The organism is Acidobacteriota bacterium (genome assembly GCA_012729555.1).
In the GTDB taxonomy this organism is placed as follows: Bacteria; Acidobacteriota; UBA6911; order UBA6911; family UBA6911; genus UBA6911.
On the sequence record JAAYCX010000098.1, the window covers coordinates 19153 to 36043 of the forward strand.

21 protein-coding genes and 1 pseudogene are annotated in these 16891 nt (G+C 60.5%); 14 read left to right on the plus strand and 8 right to left on the minus strand.

All coding sequences use genetic code 11. The features are described from left to right. Positions 1 to 2 precede the first annotated feature (2 nt). Positions 3 to 1259: a VWA domain-containing protein gene (locus tag GXY47_17225; protein ID NLV32884.1), complete on the plus strand. Its 1257-nt coding sequence runs from the start codon at positions 3 to 5 to the stop codon at positions 1257 to 1259. A gap of 39 nt (positions 1260 to 1298) precedes the next feature. Here the strand turns inward: GXY47_17225 and GXY47_17230 are convergent, their stop codons facing one another. Continuing rightward, entirely contained in the window at positions 1299 to 1550 is a 252-nt protein-coding gene (locus GXY47_17230; GenBank protein NLV32885.1) for a hypothetical protein, read from the minus strand. Between the two features lie 125 nt (positions 1551 to 1675). On the opposite strand from GXY47_17230, the gene GXY47_17235 reads away from it, so the two are divergent. Further along, positions 1676 to 2230 carry a plasmid pRiA4b ORF-3 family protein gene (locus tag GXY47_17235; protein NLV32886.1) on the plus strand — a complete coding sequence of 185 codons (555 nt, stop codon included), beginning with the start codon at positions 1676 to 1678 and terminating at the stop codon, positions 2228 to 2230. 104 nt (positions 2231 to 2334) lie between these two features. Here GXY47_17235 and GXY47_17240 read toward each other — a convergent pair whose 3' ends face one another. Genes GXY47_17240 through GXY47_17250 form a run of 3 tightly spaced genes read right to left on the minus strand, consistent with a single transcriptional unit; the run spans position 2335 to position 4116 of the window. Next, positions 2335 to 2832, minus strand: a complete 498-nt coding sequence (locus GXY47_17240; GenBank protein ID NLV32887.1) for a hypothetical protein — start codon at positions 2830 to 2832, stop codon at positions 2335 to 2337. A 34-nt stretch (positions 2833 to 2866) separates the two neighbouring features. Beyond that, the gene (locus GXY47_17245; protein ID NLV32888.1) at positions 2867 to 3919 is read right to left on the minus strand and encodes a virulence RhuM family protein; all 1053 of its coding nucleotides are present in this window, start codon (positions 3917 to 3919) and stop codon (positions 2867 to 2869) included. Positions 3920 to 3942: 23 nt separating this feature from the next. Then, positions 3943 to 4116: a hypothetical protein gene (locus GXY47_17250; protein ID NLV32889.1), complete on the minus strand. Its 174-nt coding sequence runs from the start codon at positions 4114 to 4116 to the stop codon at positions 3943 to 3945. An 865-nt stretch (positions 4117 to 4981) separates the two neighbouring features. Between GXY47_17250 and GXY47_17255 the strand changes: the two genes are divergently transcribed. The 7 genes from GXY47_17255 (at position 4982) to GXY47_17285 (ending at position 10619) form a co-directional block, all read left to right on the plus strand. After that, positions 4982 to 5746, plus strand: a complete 765-nt coding sequence (locus GXY47_17255) for a PEP-CTERM sorting domain-containing protein (GenBank protein NLV32890.1) — start codon at positions 4982 to 4984, stop codon at positions 5744 to 5746. A 182-nt stretch (positions 5747 to 5928) separates the two neighbouring features. After that, complete coding sequence (locus GXY47_17260; protein NLV32891.1) at positions 5929 to 6546, plus strand: plasmid pRiA4b ORF-3 family protein; 618 nt, start codon at positions 5929 to 5931, stop codon at positions 6544 to 6546. A 195-nt stretch (positions 6547 to 6741) separates the two neighbouring features. Further along, positions 6742 to 7737, plus strand: coding sequence for a hypothetical protein (locus GXY47_17265; GenBank protein ID NLV32892.1), 996 nt, complete (start codon positions 6742 to 6744; stop codon positions 7735 to 7737). A gap of 131 nt (positions 7738 to 7868) precedes the next feature. Then, positions 7869 to 8414 (plus strand): tetratricopeptide repeat protein, encoded by a 546-nt coding sequence (locus GXY47_17270; protein ID NLV32893.1) that lies wholly within the window; start codon positions 7869 to 7871, stop codon positions 8412 to 8414. Further along, a complete protein-coding gene (locus GXY47_17275; GenBank protein ID NLV32894.1) occupies positions 8411 to 9319 on the plus strand; it encodes a DUF4037 domain-containing protein in 909 nt (302 codons plus the stop codon). The genes GXY47_17270 and GXY47_17275 overlap by 4 nt, the downstream gene beginning before the upstream one ends. 11 nt (positions 9320 to 9330) lie before the next feature. Next, entirely contained in the window at positions 9331 to 9915 is a 585-nt protein-coding gene (locus tag GXY47_17280; GenBank protein NLV32895.1) for a DUF4125 family protein, read from the plus strand. Next, the gene (locus tag GXY47_17285; protein ID NLV32896.1) at positions 9912 to 10619 is read left to right on the plus strand and encodes a class I SAM-dependent methyltransferase; all 708 of its coding nucleotides are present in this window, start codon (positions 9912 to 9914) and stop codon (positions 10617 to 10619) included. The genes GXY47_17280 and GXY47_17285 overlap by 4 nt, the downstream gene beginning before the upstream one ends. Positions 10620 to 10671: 52 nt before the next feature. Here GXY47_17285 and GXY47_17290 read toward each other — a convergent pair whose 3' ends face one another. Together GXY47_17290 and GXY47_17295 are read right to left on the minus strand one after the other, a co-directional pair. After that, the gene (locus GXY47_17290) at positions 10672 to 10977 is read right to left on the minus strand and encodes a BrnA antitoxin family protein (protein NLV32897.1); all 306 of its coding nucleotides are present in this window, start codon (positions 10975 to 10977) and stop codon (positions 10672 to 10674) included. Positions 10978 to 10980: 3 nt separating this feature from the next. Then, on the minus strand, positions 10981 to 11244 hold the full coding sequence (locus GXY47_17295; protein NLV32898.1) for a BrnT family toxin: 264 nt from the start codon (positions 11242 to 11244) through the stop codon (positions 10981 to 10983). A 310-nt stretch (positions 11245 to 11554) separates the two neighbouring features. Between GXY47_17295 and GXY47_17300 the strand changes: the two genes are divergently transcribed. The 4 genes from GXY47_17300 to GXY47_17315 all read left to right on the plus strand — a co-directional run bounded on the left by GXY47_17300 (position 11555) and on the right by GXY47_17315 (position 15002). Then, complete coding sequence (locus tag GXY47_17300) at positions 11555 to 13093, plus strand: bifunctional metallophosphatase/5'-nucleotidase (protein NLV32899.1); 1539 nt, start codon at positions 11555 to 11557, stop codon at positions 13091 to 13093. A 189-nt stretch (positions 13094 to 13282) separates the two neighbouring features. After that, positions 13283 to 13654 (plus strand): helix-turn-helix transcriptional regulator, encoded by a 372-nt coding sequence (locus tag GXY47_17305; GenBank protein NLV32900.1) that lies wholly within the window; start codon positions 13283 to 13285, stop codon positions 13652 to 13654. Continuing rightward, the gene (locus GXY47_17310; protein NLV32901.1) at positions 13644 to 13997 is read left to right on the plus strand and encodes a hypothetical protein; all 354 of its coding nucleotides are present in this window, start codon (positions 13644 to 13646) and stop codon (positions 13995 to 13997) included. Before GXY47_17305 ends, GXY47_17310 begins: the two co-directional genes overlap by 11 nt. A gap of 222 nt (positions 13998 to 14219) precedes the next feature. Further along, on the plus strand, positions 14220 to 15002 hold the full coding sequence (locus tag GXY47_17315; GenBank protein ID NLV32902.1) for a HipA domain-containing protein: 783 nt from the start codon (positions 14220 to 14222) through the stop codon (positions 15000 to 15002). A gap of 324 nt (positions 15003 to 15326) precedes the next feature. On the opposite strand, the pseudogene GXY47_17320 reads toward GXY47_17315, so the two are convergent. Both GXY47_17320 and GXY47_17325 read right to left on the minus strand, forming a co-directional pair. Beyond that, positions 15327 to 15641, minus strand: a pseudogene (locus GXY47_17320) (transcriptional regulator). Positions 15642 to 16049: 408 nt separating this feature from the next. After that, positions 16050 to 16400 (minus strand): helix-turn-helix domain-containing protein, encoded by a 351-nt coding sequence (locus GXY47_17325; protein ID NLV32903.1) that lies wholly within the window; start codon positions 16398 to 16400, stop codon positions 16050 to 16052. A 164-nt stretch (positions 16401 to 16564) separates the two neighbouring features. Between GXY47_17325 and GXY47_17330 the strand changes: the two genes are divergently transcribed. Further along, the gene (locus tag GXY47_17330) at positions 16565 to 16771 is read left to right on the plus strand and encodes a helix-turn-helix domain-containing protein (GenBank protein ID NLV32904.1); all 207 of its coding nucleotides are present in this window, start codon (positions 16565 to 16567) and stop codon (positions 16769 to 16771) included. Positions 16772 to 16891: the final 120 nt, after the last annotated feature.

Genomic DNA, 16891 nt, shown 5'->3' on the forward strand with positions numbered 1-16891 from the left:
CCATGAACATCCGATCCGATCGCGCCCTCATCCGCACCGCGGGGGGGAGCCGCCGTTACGCCCTGGTGAAACTGACCGTCCCGGCCGCCCCACCCCGGGAGGGGCGCGTGCCCGCCAACATCTCCTTTGTCCTGGACCGCTCCGGCTCCATGCACGGGGACCGGAAATTCGAGCTGGTGCGGGAGGCGGTCGACCGGGCGCTCGGGCTCCTCCAGGAAGAGGACCGGTTCAGCGTGGTGGTGTACGACGACCGGATCCACCTGTTGATGGAATCGACCCGCGCCTCGGCGGAAGCGAAACAGGCGGCGCGCAGGAAGCTGGCGAGAATCTCCCCCCGGGGCTCGACCGACCTGGGGGGCGGGTGGCTGCGCGGGTGCGAACAGGCCGCCCTTTACGGCAACGACTCCGTCCCGGCCAAATGCCTCCTTCTGACCGACGGCCTGGCCAACGTGGGGATCACCGACGGGGAGGAACTGGGGCGGCACGCCGCGGAACTGCGAAAGCGGGGGGTGCTGACCTCGACCTTCGGCGTCGGCGCCGATTTCGACGAGGTGCTGCTCCAGAAGATGGCAAACGGCGGGGGGGGCCACTCCTATTACGTCCAGAAAGCGCTCCAGATCCCCGATTTCCTGGCGAGCGAACTGGGGGAAACCCTGGAAGTGGCGGCCCGCGGCGCCTCTTTGCGGCTCTCGCTCCCGCCCGAGGTGACCGCCGAGCCGCTCAACCCCTACGCCTACGAGCGTTCCGGAGACACGGTCGCGATCGATCTCGGCAACCTGGTCTCGGGCCAGGAGCTCTCCCTCGTCCTCGAGCTGCGCTTCCCCGCCGGGGCGGCCGGCGGGACTCTCTCGGTCGGGTTCGCCTTTGCCGACCGCGAAGGCGCCCTCGACTTCCCCCCGGCCACCCTCGACTGGACCTTCGCCGACCACGCCGCCAACGACCGCCAGGCGAGAGACCGCGCGGTGGACGCCGCCGTCGCCGAAATCTTCGCCGCGAGGGCGCGCGAAAAGGCCCTGGAGCAGAACCGGCGCGGCGATTACGACGCCGCCCGCCTGACGCTCGAGCAGACCGCCGCCCGGATCCGCAGATATGCCGGGGACGACAAAATCCTCAACGGCATCGCCCTGAGGGTTTCGGAGGCCGTCCGGGAATACGGGGAGGCGATGTCGAGCGATCGGATGAAGGGGTGCTTCTACCAGGTCCAGTATTCGATGCGCGACCGCGACACCCACGGGAAATCGAAAAGGTCGGCGAAGTAGGCGCCAGCGTCCCCTCAACCGGAGATCCCCTGGAGCCCGTCAGGCGGCTCCGGGAGATCGAGGGTCGAAGCCATAGTATCGGATACCCGCTTCGCGGGCGGCTCGCACCAGTTCGAGCGCGGCGTCATGCCGCCTCAGGCGCTGGGCAGGAGTCAGCGTCAGCAAAAATTCCAGTTGACCGACATCGATCCCGTACTCGACGGCCTCCCGATAGGCCTTCATCGATGAAATTTCGGAAAATTCTCCTTCATGCGACGCCGGCATATTGAACTCCGGGTTTCCGCCTTCCATTATGACATAACCGGCACGATCCCGCACCAATCGGCCCGGTGCAGGGCGATATCGGCACTGTGGGTCGCGCCGGGCCCCTTTTGCATTATCGAGACCAGGCAGTACAGGATGACCGGAGGCAACCTATGGAGAAAAAAGTCTTTCAACTCAAGGTGACGCTTTGCCGCACGAAACCCCCCATCTGGAGGCGGCTGGAGGTCCCGGCCGACACGACCCTCGGCCGGCTGCACGATGTGGTGCAGTTCGCCATGGGCTGGTTCGACTGCCACCTGCACCAGTTCGTGGCGAAGGGGGTATGCTACGGGGTGCCCGATCCGGAGTTCGGCCCGGAAATGGAGGACGAAAACAAGGTCCGCCTCGACCAGGTCCTGCGCAAACCCAAGGACAAGTTAACCTACGAGTATGATTTCGGGGACAGCTGGTATCACGACATCGTGCTGGAAAAGGCGCTGCCCGGCTCCAACGGGAAAAGGTACCCAGTGGTGACCGGCGGCCGGGGCGCCTGCCCGCCCGAGGACTGCGGGGGGGTCGGGGGCTTCTACCGTCTGCTGGAGATCCTCGGCGACGCCTCACATCCCGAGTACAAATGGATGCGGGAATGGTCCGGCGGCGATTATGACCCGAAGGCGTTCGACCTCGAGGCGGTCAATCGGGCGTTCCAGGGAAGGAAGAAGCGGTAAAAAAGCGGCGCCCCCGGTTCCCGCACGGCGTGCGTGGCCGATCGCGGGATCGGGTCCCATTTGCGTTATCCCGGCAGGTTCCCATTACGCTGACATTACCGCTGTCAGCTCCGAGGATCCTCTTCCGGCTCGCGCATTTCTATCGGATGCATGGATTCGAGATCGTTGTCGGGAACAAACACGATTCTCATTCCCCAACCGGCATGGGTGGTCAGCAGCCGGCCAAAATCCTTCAAAGATAACTCCCGGTCATCAATCCAGATGATCGCTTCACCATCAGGCCCTCCGTCTTCGATGACGCAACGAAGAACATCGCCTCTTGGAACCCATTGATCCCCGGCCGCGAAGTATCGGATCTGTGGTTTTCCGGCCGGAATTTCGACCGGTCTGTGCACGTAATTTCTCGACATTTCCTCCATGGCGCGAACGCTCCGGTTGAATGCGATGAGAATCTGCCTGTCCGTCATGGTCTGCACTTTGAGGCCGAGCTTGAGATTCACGCCCGAAATTCCCGGTTCTCGAAATTCAATATTGGCGTACTCCCCTTCTCTTGAAATAATGACCTCATCCAGGCGTGCAGTTCGTGGCTTTCTGATCCGCATTGGCTCCCTCCGGCATGGTTGTTCCCGGATTTCTTTAAACGTCGCGCTTCTTGCCTTTTCCTTCCGCAAGCATTTTTTCGGCATTCTCAAGTTGTCGGATCGTTTCCCATTCGCCCCTGGATTCCTTGTGCTCGCGTCGCCGAATTTCGTATTTGTCGAATTCCGTTTTGGCATGATCTTCAGCGTCCTGCTTGCTGACGCGGCCTGCGTTGGGAAGCACTCGACGTTCGTTGAATCGCAGGAATTCATCCAGCTTCTGTTCCCAATCCTTCATGAATACCTGTTTGCGCCGCTTGGCCTGATCCTCGGCGAAGTCCAGCCACATTGTGACAATGCGGTTCAACTCCTCGATTTCATCTTCCTTAAGATAATTCTTGGCAATGGTTACATCTGTTTTCCGAACCTCTTCGCCTTTCCAGGCGGTCAATCCCATATTCGGCAACCCGTGATCGGCACGAGACTGAATCAGTTCGGCGGCAGTCATTCCCGTAGAGGAAAAATGAAGCTTGTTCTGGATGATGCTGAAAAATCTGGTTGTTTCGTTCTCGCCCGGATCGTAGTCCGCCGCTACAGCAAATATTTCCCGCACGCGCAGATACATTCGGCGCTCGCTGGCACGGATATCACGGATGCGGGCCAGCATTTCATCGAAGTAATCGGGCACAGGGGAGCCCTTAATCGGTGGATTCTTCAGCCGCTCATCGTCCATGGTGAAACCCTTGACGATGTATTCTTTCAGCCGCTGCGTTGCCCATATGCGGAAGCGCGTGGCAAGGAGGCTTTTAACGCGGTAGCCGACAGAGATGATCATATCGAGATTATAAAAATCCAGTTCCCGGCGAACATCGCGGTCTCCCTCCCGGCGAACTGTTAAGAATTTTTTAACAGTTGCCTCCGGAGCCAGTTCCCCCTCCCCATAAATGTTGCGGATATGCATGCTTATATTGGGAACCGTCGTCTGGAAAAGCTCGGCGATGAGTTGTTGCGTCAGCCAGACGGTCTCGTCTTCCAGCCGGACATCCAGCTTAATTCTGCCGTCTTCTGTCTGATAGACCAGGATTTCGCCTTTCGGCAGATCATCTTTCATGTCCGCTGTGAGTTTCTTCCTGGTCATGGCACGGTGGCATCAGCTGGAAACCCGGCAAAGGAGGAGTCGCCTGCATATTTCGATCCGATGTAGATTGAATCAAACTGGTCGCAATCGTCATCCGTCAGCGGAGCCGGCTTTTCCTGTTCGCGCACCAGGCGCAGCTCCTGCAGATTCTCCTGCTTGCTCAGCGTCATTGCGTTCCCCGAGCCCGATGATGTCCGGAACTCCCGTCACAGCTGGCCTTTTCCATCCGCCATCCCGGGCAAAACCGTCGTTTTGAGAGCTCTTTACCGTTAAGTATACCCCGTTTGCGCCGACACCCGCAACCCGGACGGCGGTGATCTGCCGCTCAGCGGAGGCCGACTCGCCCGCCCGAGGAGTGCGGGGGATCCGGGACGACTCCGCCCCTGCTTTGCTGCTCCCCTTTTCCCATCGAAATCGGCCGGATGGTTTTTTGATTGCCGCGCATGTATGTGTTCACTACCAAGCTGATCCTCCAGGAATTGCTGCAGGGATTCAACGGCCCGGGAGGCCGGCACGATCGATGTGCTTTGGACACGGCTATGTCTGCGTCACGCACTCTCCCTGCTGTCGATGGACGGCGATTTTGTCCATATCGCAAAACACGTTCCCCTGGCCTTGATGGCCGTCTGACGGGCCGGCCGGCGTCATCGCTCATGGATGCCCCCCGGAATGTTCTCCTCTTTTGCCTCCCGGAAAGAGCGTCGGGAAAACTTACATAGGCTGCGAAACGGCGGCATCCTGTCCATGGTCTTCATTCTTCGTTACTTAGTGAAATTCCCGGAAATTGGATTGCGGAATACTGTAAGCAAGCTTTACAGCTGCGATCGACAGGATCGAGCCATGACCCGAGGGGCCTCGGGCTCTCGCCTGCCGTAACTAAGCTCTTAGTCACGAGTTAGGCGATTCCGGCGGAAAAAGCCGCGCCTCCTGAGGCTGCGGATCGGTTATTGCTTTGAATAAGGCAACCAGTCTTTCCAAGTGAAGGCGTGTGTCCCGAACCGGGACATGATCAGAACCATTCAGGAGAGCCCGATCATGAAAAAACTATGTCTCCTAACCATCATGGTCATCCTGCTTTGCGCCGGTTCATCCCTTGCGGAGAGCTTCGACCTGTCCATCGGCATCCGGGAAACCGGAGGGATCGGTCCCGCCTTCAGCAACGCGGGCACCTCAGGCGGCATCGAGTGGGTCAACCGGGATGGCCAGGTTCTCACCGCCGACGGCACCTGGCAGCTGTTCACTTTCACCCCTGCAACGGACACCCTGACCCCGTTTGCGGGCACCACCGCCGATGGCGTGCTCGATACGGACTGGGTGTCGCTCGAGCATATCCGCATCCTCAATTCGGATGGGGTCACCTCGCCCATCCGGCTGTGGATCGACAACATTTCCAATACGGACAGCACCGGTACGGCCACCGAGGGCTTCGAGTCGTTCGCCCCGGGCTCGGAGGTCATGTTTCAGGAACCGAGTTTTTCCGGGTCCACCGCGGCGAACCTTCTGGCCGGAAGCAGCGCGCTGGTTTCCGATTCGGATGCCTTCGCCGGCGAGTACTCCAATGAGCTCAACTTTCAGTTCGTGGATGACGTCGCCACCCGCTGGGTGCGCCTGACGACCTTCGGCACTGCCAGCCTCCTGAATCCCGCCATGCACGCGCACGAACCGGGCTACGCTCCTCCATCGATCAGTTTCTACGCCAAAGCCATGGTGGGGACACCCATTCCCGAACCCGCCTCCCTCCTGCTCCTCGGCACGGGGCTTGGGATGATCGGCCTGGCCGCCTGGCGAAGGAGGAAATGAGCCCTTCTTCTGATTTCGTTTCCACCCATCCCGATCGTCCTCTATAACGGTCCTTTTTGAGTTTTCGGCGCATTCTTGAACGAACTGCGGCCACATCGTAGTATGGTCGCATGCCGTGCCGGCGCCTCAGGCGGAGCGCCATTGTCGGATATGCCGGCCGGAGCCAGGAGCCGAAGCTCATGATGAACGCCCGGAACCATACCGTGTATCAGTTCAGGATTGTTTTAAGAGAAATCGAACCGCCCATCTGGAGGGTGATTCAAACCCCCTCCAATTATTCCTTTTGGGACCTGCACGTGGCCGTACAGGACGCGATGGGCTGGCTTGACTGCCACCTGCATTCGTTTCGCTTCCGAATGCCGCATAAACGCAAGGATACGATCCTCGGCATCCCGGATGATGGTTCATTCGACCTGGATATCCTGCCGGGCTGGCAGTTTCCGATTGCGGCATATTTTACCGAACCGGGCAAGACGGCGCTCTATGAATACGATTTTGGAGATTCGTGGCTGCACGATGTCCTCCTGGAGGGAATTCTGCTGAAAGACAAGACCCTCAAGTATCCCCGGTGCATCGACGGGGGACGGGCCTGCCCGCCCGAGGATTGCGGCGGGGTGCCGGGCTACCATGAGCACCTCGAGATCCTTGCCGGTTCCCAAGGTCCGGAATACCGGGAGCACGTGGAATGGCTGAAGGGTCATTTAAAAAACTATTGGCCCTGCGATCCCGACTATTTCGATCCCGACGATGTGGAGTTCTGGAATCCCCATAAGCGGTGGAAGATGACGTTTGCCGAATAGGCGAGCCGGGGTCCTCACCGGCGGCAGGCGGGCCCCGTGGCTTTGCTGAAAGATATCAACATCGAGATCGTTCGGAGCATCGCTCAGCGTCCTTGCGCTCCCCGAGCCCGAGGACCCCAGGGCGCAATTGAAGCCCGGGAACTCCTGCCACGCACAATAACCTTCATTGGGTTATTGTGCAATATATGTGTTATCATGGCTGTCATGGCGAAAGAGCTGATCGAGTTTGAGCATTATGTACATAACGTGCTCGATCTGCATGTCACCACCAAGCCGTGGCCGCAAGTCGCCCGGTTGCCGTTTTTCCTGAGGGACCAGTACGCCTTCTTCGAGACCCGCATTCTGGAAGCTCCCTGCCTCCTCGTGATGGATCAGGGCGAAAGAGAACCGGCGCCCGCCACCGTTCGAAAGCACCTGGATCAGCTTCTGCAATACTGGAACGGCGAAATCGTCTATGTTCGCAATCAGGTGACAACATACAACCGCAAGCGACTGATAGAGCAAAAAGTCCCGTTCGTGATACCCGGCAACCAGATGTATTTGCCCATGCTGGGAATCGATCTGAGGGAACACTATCGCAAGGCCCTCGCCGGAACACTGACTTTAAAACCCTCCACACAAGCACTGCTCATTCATATGCTGCTGCGGAGAGCTCCGGGTGATCGATTGACACCGCTGGAGACGGCGCTGGAACTGGGCTATACCCCGATGACGATGACGCGGGCATTCAGTGAATTGGAGGGGGCGGGATTAGTAGGCATTTTCAAGGAAGGCCGGGAGAGATGCCTGTATGTGCCCCGGACCCGAAGAGAGCTCTGGGACCAGGCTCAGCCGCTGATGCGTAGCCCTGTCAGGGAGAAAGTTCTGGCAAAGTTGCCGCCCAACCATCGTCCCGGGCCGTTCTCCGGTCTGACCGGACTTGCCCGCTATACCGACCTCGCCGCACCGGAACACCCGATTTTCGCCGTGACAACGGGCGAATGGACGGCGCTCCAGAAAACCACGGGAATCGAGAAAATACCTCACCGGGAGCCCGGAACCTCGGAAGTGGAGATATGGAGTTATCCGCCGCAGTGGTTTGCCCAGGAGGATGTGGTCGATCGCCTTTCTCTTTTCCTGTCCTTGAAGAACGATCCCGACGAACGGATTGCGGCTTCCCTGGATGAAATGATGGCGCAGGTGAAATGGTAAAGGGGCTCGAGCTATTCAAGGAACACCCGTTCCTGCTGGATTTATCCGCCTATGCCCATAGGGGGATTGCGGGGTAGGGGGTCGCAGTACTGTTCTGCAGTCCGGGTCGTTGCGTTCATGGGGAGATGGAGATGGAAACCGCCAAAGAGGAGATGAAAAAGGGGTACACGCTCGCCGCGGGCGGGGAGCACGCGGAGGCGCTCGAGGCCTTCACCCGGGCCGAAGCGGGGTTCGCGGCTGCGGGGGACGAACGGGGCCGGGCCCGCGCCTGTACCAACAGGTCGCTGGCGCTGGTGCGGCTCGGACGCCTCGCGGAGGCGCTCGAAGGCTTCCGGTCGGCGCTCGGGAGCTTCGAGGCCGAAGGGGAGCTCCTGCACGTGGCCGAGCAGCACGGGAACATCGGCTCGGTCCACCGCGACCTGGGGGAGCCGGACGCGGCGCTCGCGGGCTACGAGAAGGCGCTCGAACTCTACCGGCGCCTGGGGATGGAGGAGCGGGCGGCCGACCAGTGCACCAACCTCGCCTACGCCCGGTACATGAAAGAAGACTACCCGGAGGCCCTCCGCTGCTACCGCGAGGCGGTCGGGCTCTACGCCCGGTCCGGCTGCGAGGAGAAGCGCGCGCTGGCGGCCGCGAACGCGGACCGGCTGGAGGCGGCGCTCGGGACAGCGGAATGAAGGGGCTGGAGCTCGCCGAAAGCTACTACCGCGCGGTCGGGCTCCCGATGCTGCGCTCCCGCTTCGCGGGCTGGGAGGAGCGGTTGGCGGCGGGCCTGGCCGGGCCCGGTTCGGAGTGTTTCGGCCTGGACGACGCGATCTCGCGCGACCACGACTGGGGCCCCGCCTTCTGCCTCTGGCTCGGCGACGAGGAGTACCTCGAGATCGGCGAGCGCCTGCGGCAGGCGTACCTGGAGCTCCCCCCCCTCTTCATGGGCTTCGGCCCCCGCAAGGCCAGCCCGGGGGAGGAGTGGCGCGTCGGCCCCTGCCGCACCTCCGACTTCTTCCGCCGCTTCACCGGGCTCCGGCGCCCCCCCGAAACCCTCCGGGAGTGGCTGCGGATCCCCGAAGCCAACCTGGCCGCCTGCACCAACGGCAAAGTCTTCGCCGACCCCGAGGGGGGGTTCACCCGCTGGCGGCAGGCCCTGCTCGACTATCCCGAGGACGTGCGCCTCAGCAGAATCGCCGATCTCTGCCTCTCCGTCGGCCAGACCGGGCAGTACAACTTCGCCCGCTCCGTGCGCCGCGCCGAACCGTTTGCGGCCGCCTACTCCGCGGTGAAGTTCTGCGCCGACGCGATCGCGCTGGTGTTCCTCCTCAACCGGCGCTACGCCCCCTTCTACAAATGGCTCCACCGCGCCGTGCGGGACCTGCCGCTCCTGGGGAGCGCCGTCCACGAGCGGGTCGGCGCCCTGGTGCAGTCGTCCGAGCCGGCGCGCCGGGAGGAGATCATGGAGGAAACCTGCGTCCTCCTGGCCGACGAGCTCCGGCGGCAGGGGCTGTCGGACTGCCCCGGCGATTTCCTGCTCGAGCACGCCCCGCGGGTGCGGGCGCGGATCACCGACCCGGAACTCGCGCGCCCCTGACTGGAGACACCATGAACGAAAAAGAGCGGCTCATCGAAGCGATCCTGGAGATCGAACTCCGGATGTTTTTGACCGTAAACCCGGTCCTGACGAGCGGGTGCCAGGAAGACCCCGAGGGTTTCCGGCTCCACCGCCGCGCCCAGTTCCTCCCCTGGCCCGAGGAGACTCTCGCCAGCTACCTCGAGGACCTCGGCGCGGCCGAGGAGCGGGGGGAGAACCTGATGCGCCGCAAGTACGCCCGCATGCAGGGCCCGGCGGAGGAAAGCGGCCCGGAAGTCGAGGAGATCGTGCGCCGCGAGATGGAGTGGCAGCGCGCGATGTTCCGGGACTACCCCGCCGTCATGGGCGGCGCGCGCCCCCTCACCGACGACCGCACCCGGGCCGAGATGACGTCGTTTGAAACCTACACCCGCGGCGAGCTCGAAACCTACTCCCCCCGCACCCTGGGGCTGCTGCGGCGCGACCTTGTGGCCATGCGGGACCGGGGCGAGAGCCTGTCCGAGAAAATCTACGGCCACCTCGTGCGCGCGCTCGGCTACGCCTCGCTCGCGGACGCGGAACAAAAATTGAAACCCCGGATGGGTCCCCTTTCATGACGAGGCAAACCGTGGGCAACCCCGACTGGATGTGGAACGAAATGCGGCAGGTGGGAACCGACTACGCCGACACCGCCGAGGTGGCGGCCTATGACGCGCGCATGGCGTCCTTTCGCGACGTGAACCGGGAAAATCAGCAGACATTGGCGCTTCTCGAGCTCGCGCCGGGCTCGAAGGTCCTCGAGATCGGGTGCGGCACCGGGCGATTCGCCCGCGCCGCCGCCCGGGCGGGCCTCGAATCCTTTGCGGTCGACATCTCCGAAGTCATGCTCCGCTACCTGGCCGAAAAAGCGCAGGAAGAGGGATTAAAGCTTGCCGGGCTTCAACACGCGGGCTTTTTGACCATGAGCTTTCCTCCGGGGCATTTTAACGCGGCGGTCTCGGGCGCCGCCCTGCACCACCTCCCCGACGCCTGGAAGCTCGTCGCCCTTCTCAACGTCGCCCGGGTTCTCCGGCCCGGGGGGCGGTTTCTCCTCGGGGACGTGGTGTTTTCCCTCTCCCCGGACGAGACTCCCGAAGAATGCTTCGAGCGCTTCTGCGCGTCGCTTCCCGGCATGCGGCTGGAAGCGGCGCGCCACGCCGCCGCGGAGTTCTCCACCTACGACTGGATCCTGGAGGGCCTGATCGAACGCGCCGGCTTCGAGATCGAGTCAAGGACCGCCGCCCCCGCCTCCTTCATCCGGTACCTTTGCAGGAAAACCTAGCGCGGGCCGCTCTTGAGTTCTTCAGCCAGGTGTTCTCCCGGACGTATCGCAGTTAACGGCATGGTGAACCGCTGGAGCCCTTGTCGGGATTGGCTCTTTGAGCAGCGCCATACCTGGCCAACTCCTCCCGGACCACCGAGCGCAGTGTCTCTTCCAGCGGTTCCTCCATCGATTCGATATGCCGGCGCAAAGCTTCATTGATCAACGCCTGATAGCTGCCCCCCCCTGCGGCGTGGACCTGGGCGCGGAATGATTCCAGGATGTCATCGTCAATGCGAATCGTAATTCGGGTCTTTCCGGGAGGCGCCTTGAGGACCCTGCCCCGCTTGCCATGCGAGAAATCGTATTCCTTTTTCATGATCTAACCCTCGTACTGATGGCTCTCATGTGGTGTCGCCCGCCTGGCCGATATGATTCTGATGGTGTCGCCACGCCAGGCATAGACTACAACCAACAGACGGCCCAGGGCATTCATCCCTAAAGTGACAAAGCGCTCCTCGCCTGAAACACACTCTCGAATGGTGACTGCCCGGTCGTCGTCGAGCACCGATACCGCATCGGCGAAATCAACATTGTGTTTCCGTTGGTTTGAAGCCGCTTTGGCTGGATCCCAATCGAGCTTCATCATAAAATTGTATGTACATGCGTGCATATTGTCAAGGTGCTGGAAAATATCCACCCTTTCGGCTGCTCCCACGGTGGCGCCGGCCTTGATTTCCACCCCGGCCACGGCGCTCTCGGGGCGAAATACCGGAATGGGGAATCGGCCCTGGCCTGCCTGACGGAATTCTGGAACTTTCCCCCGATGACGGTGACAGATTCACCACTTTCCGGTGAATCTGCATTCGCCTTACAATGATATTATGGCTCCCGGGAATTACTCTTGCAGCCGGGCAGGCAATCCCTGCATGTTCGTTCCCATCGGGGGTGAGGTGATGATGAGAAAACCGAGGATTCGCGCGATCCCCTTCATAGCGGCCGTTTTGCTCCTCATCGGCCTGATCCTGGCGGCCGGGGACCGCCTCTCCGCGATGTTCGCCCCCGCCCCGAGCGATCCTGTCCGCAGGATCACCCTTTTCTACACCAGCGACGAAGAAGGGTACCTGGAGCCCACGAGGGACAGGGTAAGGTCCTACGGCGGCTCGGCCCAGGTCATGGCCGCCCTGCGCCAACGGGGGTATCTTCCCGGGGGCGAGCAGTCCCTGCTCCTCAGCGGGGGCGACATGTGGACCGGTCCGGCGATCTCCACCTGGTTTGAGGGGGAATCGACCGTCGCGGTCATGAACGCGATGGGCTACCAGGCCGCCGCCATCGGCAACCACGAGTTCGACTTCGGCCAGGAAAGGCTGAGGGCGAACCGGAAGGCCGCCCGATTCCCCTTTCTCTCGGCCAACCTGACGGTGAAAGACACCGGCGAACGGCCCGATTATGCGCTCCCCTATATCCTCCGCGAGGTGAATGGAGTCAAAGTGGCCGTCATCGGGCTGACCACCCGGCAGACCCCCGGGATCGTCGTTCCCGACAACATCGCGGGCCTCGAAGTGACCGACTACGCCGAAGCCCTACGGCGCACGGTCCCCCGGGCGGCGGCGGAAGGGGCCGAGTTGCCGGTGGTGATCGCCCACGTCTGCCCGACCGACCTCCACACCCTGGTCCCGGTCGCCGCGGAGCTTTCCATCCCCCTGATGCTCGGGGGCCACTGCCACTCGGTCGTCGAAAATGTCGAGCAAAAAGGCGTGCGCATCATCGGGCCGGGCGCCCATTGGCAGTCCTTCGCCCAGGTGGAGATCGCCTTCGATAAAGCCGCCCGCAAGGTGGTGCACACGAGGGCCGACCTGGTGCGGGTCGAGCATCCGCTCAAAGGCACCCCCCTCCCCTCCGACCCGGCGATCGCGGCCATCGTCGCCGGGTGGTCGAAGAAAGCGGAAGCGGCGCTGGGAGAGGTCATCGGCTACACCAGGGCCGGCATTCCCAGGGGTCAGCCGCTGTATGACCTGCTGCTCCATTCCTGGCTGTGGGCCTACCCGGAGGCCGACATCGCCATCAGCAACTTCGGCGGCTTCCGGGAGGCCATCGCGCCGGGCGAGATCACCCGCGCCGACATCCTGACCACGTGGCCTTTCAACAACGACATCGTATCGGTCGACCTGACCGGCGCGCAGCTCGTGGAAAACCTCCGTCGCTGCGGAGGCGCGGCGGCGGGTCTCACCTATCGCCGCTCCGGGGAGGAGGTCGAGGCCACCCTCGACAGCGGCCGCCCCCTCGACCCGGCGGCCACCTACCGCGTGCTCGTGAACAGTTACATGTACGCGGGCGGGGACCACTATCTGTTCAAGACCCAGAATCCCAACGGCACCAGCCTCGGAGTCCCGATGCAGGACCCGGTAATCCGGTGGATCCAGGCTCAGAAGACTTCGCCGCAGCATCCGCTGGAAACCCTGTTGCAGGACAAGGCGTTATCGCCTCGCCGCTAGATCCCCCGACGGACGATTGCGGGGCAAAGCCCTTTTGTGTGACATCCAAGCACTCCGTTCTCCACGCAATTCCTGTCCCTCGAGGCCTGCCAAGGGCATGAATTATATGTTATATAATATCTTTTATGCCGCCTTATATGCTATCGCATATCCCTTGATTTACAAAACGATACGTTTTATTATATATAGATGAGAGATGATACAAAGAAGCATATCGGGCAAAGACCATTAAGGCTAAAAGGGCTTCCCGTGGATCTCCGGGAAAAGCTCAAAGAAGCGAGGATCGGTCGCGGCTGGGGCCAGAGGGAGCTGGGCGGTAAAATCGGGTTGCCCCAACCGCACATATCCGCCATTGAATCGGGCGGGGTTGTGCCCCGTTTCGACACGCTGCTCGATATCGTCCGGGTTCTCGATCTGGACCTCCTGCTCGTTCCCCGTTCGCTTGTTCCCGCGGTACAGTCTCTCATACGGGCGCAGAAGGAGCCCGAGTCCGCTGAGAAATCGCTCTATGCAGCCGGTGATGAAGAGCCACCACCCGAAAGGGACCATGATGAAATATGATCCCAAAACAATAAACGCGCTCGCGGTCCACCTGCACAAACGCCGAATTGGTGTAATAAACCGGCTCGGTGGTGATGGCTTTCTTTTCTCATTCGAGCAGGATTATATCGACGACTCGAACCGGCCCACGCTCAGCCTTTCCTTCAAGGGGCAGGCCGGCGGCTTGGTCTATCCAACGCGCGCCGTGGCAGCGCGATTGCCCGTATTCTTCTCGAACCTTTTGCCCGAAGGCCATCTGCGTGAGTATCTCGCCACGCATGCCGGCGTGAAGCCTCGACGCGAATTTTTCCTTCTGGCTGTGCTCGGGGAAGATCTTCCCGGCGCACTCACCGTAGCACCGTAATCGTGCAATAATCCCCACATTCCCAAGGGCCTGGTGAATGCCTATGATACCCCCTAAAAATGGGAGGAATCATGGCACTCAAAACAGGACAAACCACAACCCATCGATCGAATACAGGAATCTGTCGCACCCGATGAAGGAAAACGCGATCAGGATGAGCCCGCGCCGGGGCCCGTTTTCAGATTTTCACTCGCGGGAGTACGGCTGAAATTCTCAGCACTCATGGAGGCCTCGGGTGGCCTCACTATTCCCGCCGGCGGAAAAGGAGGTTCGTGGGTGGTGAAGCTGCCATCCGGCCGATTTGCGGGAGTGCCCGAAAACGAATACACCATGATGTCGCTCGCACGGGAAACAGGCATTGAGGTTCCACCCATGGAGCTGGTCGACATGAGCGACATTCGCGGACTGCCCGCCGATGCCGGCGCCATGGAAGGGAAGGCACTTGCCGTACGGCGCTTCGATCGCGGCACCCGTGGGGAGAGCATCCACATGGAGGATTTTGCCCAGGTCTTCGCTGTCTATCCGGAAGACAAATACCACCGGCACAGCTATGCCGACATTGCTTCCGTTTTATGGGCGGAAACCGGAGAAGCCGGCACGTATGAATTTTTGCGGCGGTTGGTCTTTTCGGTGCTGATCGGAAATGCGGATATGCACCTGAAGAACTGGTCGCTTCTCTATCCCGACCGCCGCACGCCTGTGTTGTCGCCTGCCTACGATTTTCTTTCTACCCTGCCTTACATACCGGGCGATGAATTGGCCCTGGGTTTCGGCGGCAGCCGCAGCCTTCGTGAAATCACTCCCGATCAAGTAAGGCGTTTTGCAGATACTGCGCGACTGCCCGTAAGTCCGTTATGGAAGATCGTCATCGACACCACAGAGCGAACCGTGGCGGCCTGGGAGACACTCGCCGAAAAGGATATTCTTTCCGAAAAGATGCGTGGATTGATCGGCGATCAGATTTTCTCCGTGGCAAAGACCGTCGCGCGCGCAACCGGCAAATAACTCCTGGTTACTGTCATTTCTCTTACAGTTCAATACCAATGCCCGGCGTTGCCCTCTTCAGGGGGACACCGCGCAACAAGCGGCGAATATATCTTCTCTGACCTAGCTTCTACCCGCGAGCCTGTAAAAGCGCCAGGATTCAACTCGTTTTTTGCCATGGCCGACTTCTACAGACACTGGTTGGAGAAGTATTCGCACCGGTGGCGCGGGTTTTCCCTGTTCGCATTTGCCGATCAATTAACCGGAAACTCTAAAGCGCTTATGTATCTATATGATATGGGTTTCTCCCAGACCTTTGCCGGTAATCCATCAATTACCCGTCAATTAAACTCTTGCCCAGAACGGAACATACTTCATGAGCTTTCGAGAGGCCCCCTCGTCAACCGGCTTGATCGCTTCATCCTCAACCGCTTCAAGGATATATCGGGACACGGCCGCCTTGTTCCTCTCCTCCACGCCGAACCGTTCTCTCAGCGACGCATTCGTCAAATGATCGCGCATCACCCACTTCAGGCAAGCATGGAGGTAACAGGCGCGTACTCGATCTGCCTTATTCATTTCTCTCAGTGGCTTATGGGCGAAATGGAGGACTACCCGTGTAAAGCCTTTGGGTGCTTCAAAATAAGGAGCGGGGACCCGGCCGCTCCCGCGTTTCCGAATGAACGCGCTTGTTGGCTACCTCCTCGAGCCCGAGCCGCACCTGGTGGTTCACGTCGGCAAAATCCGCCAAGTTGTTCTTTACAGGATTCTGCACTCGGCTTCGACGGTCGCGCCGCTTCTGCGCCGTGCGGTTTTGTTCGACATAGGCCGGGTGTTGCTGCCGGTAGCGCCGGCTATATATATAGAAACCTCTATAGAGTTTTTGTACCGCCTCCCCGCAGATTAACCATCCAACCCGGTCCCCTTCGATTTTCCTGGAAATGGATCCCTTTGTAAGTCCCGGAAACAAGTGGATGCTGATGGACGCCGGAACGCTTCAATTGCAGTGTGGATTTACAGGATGGCTCGGGTTACAAATGGGGAACGATTTGACCGGGAGTGGCGGGGCTAATGGGTGTTGGCCTTGATGCTTTCGGCTGCCTGGATGAGGCTCTTGATCTCATCCTCGGTAAAGCTGGCTTCCTTGATGTAGCGGAGTAAGTTCATGACCTCGGGTTGGTCATGAAGGTAGCCAGCTACTTCCGGATCCGTTGATGAAGACAAACGGAACAGTACGTCAGGATCGGCCGCCAATACCTTGGCCAATTCCTTGATCACCTCTGGCCGTGGCGGTCGCTCCTTGCCACGCTCGATGCGGCTCAGGTAGGCGGGGGAGATGCCTACCTTGGTCGCTGTCTCGCGCAGCCCGAGGTCTTGGGCGACTCGAAGGTCGCGGATGGTTTCACCAAAGTTTTTCATAGGGTCTAATATACCTCGCTGTTTAGTGTTTTGCAACACAAAATTCCTCTGGCATTCTTTGGCTTAATTTGGTATATTCTGGTTGATTTTTACTCAGAGGCAGGTAACTTACCCCTGTTCTGGCACTGTGCCTTGACGGCCAACAGCCCTGCAGGAGAGGCGACATGAGCAATGAAGAGGTTCTGAAACTAAAGGATGTCGCCGCCCTACTTAAGGTCGGCGACAAGACGGTCTATTCCATGGCCCAGACCGGGGAACTGCCTGCTTTCAAGGTCCGAGGCCAGTGGCGATTCTCCCGAAAGGACATCGACGCATGGATAGAGCAACAGAAACACACAACCCAGGATTTCGGCGAGGACGACCAGAAATGACACCAGCCTCGGTGAACGGAGTTTTTATATGAGCAGAAAGAAGAACAAGCAGGCCGAGAACACGATCCCGGCGGGATACACGCTCGACTACGTTTCCGGCAAACAGGTCAAGGAAACGAA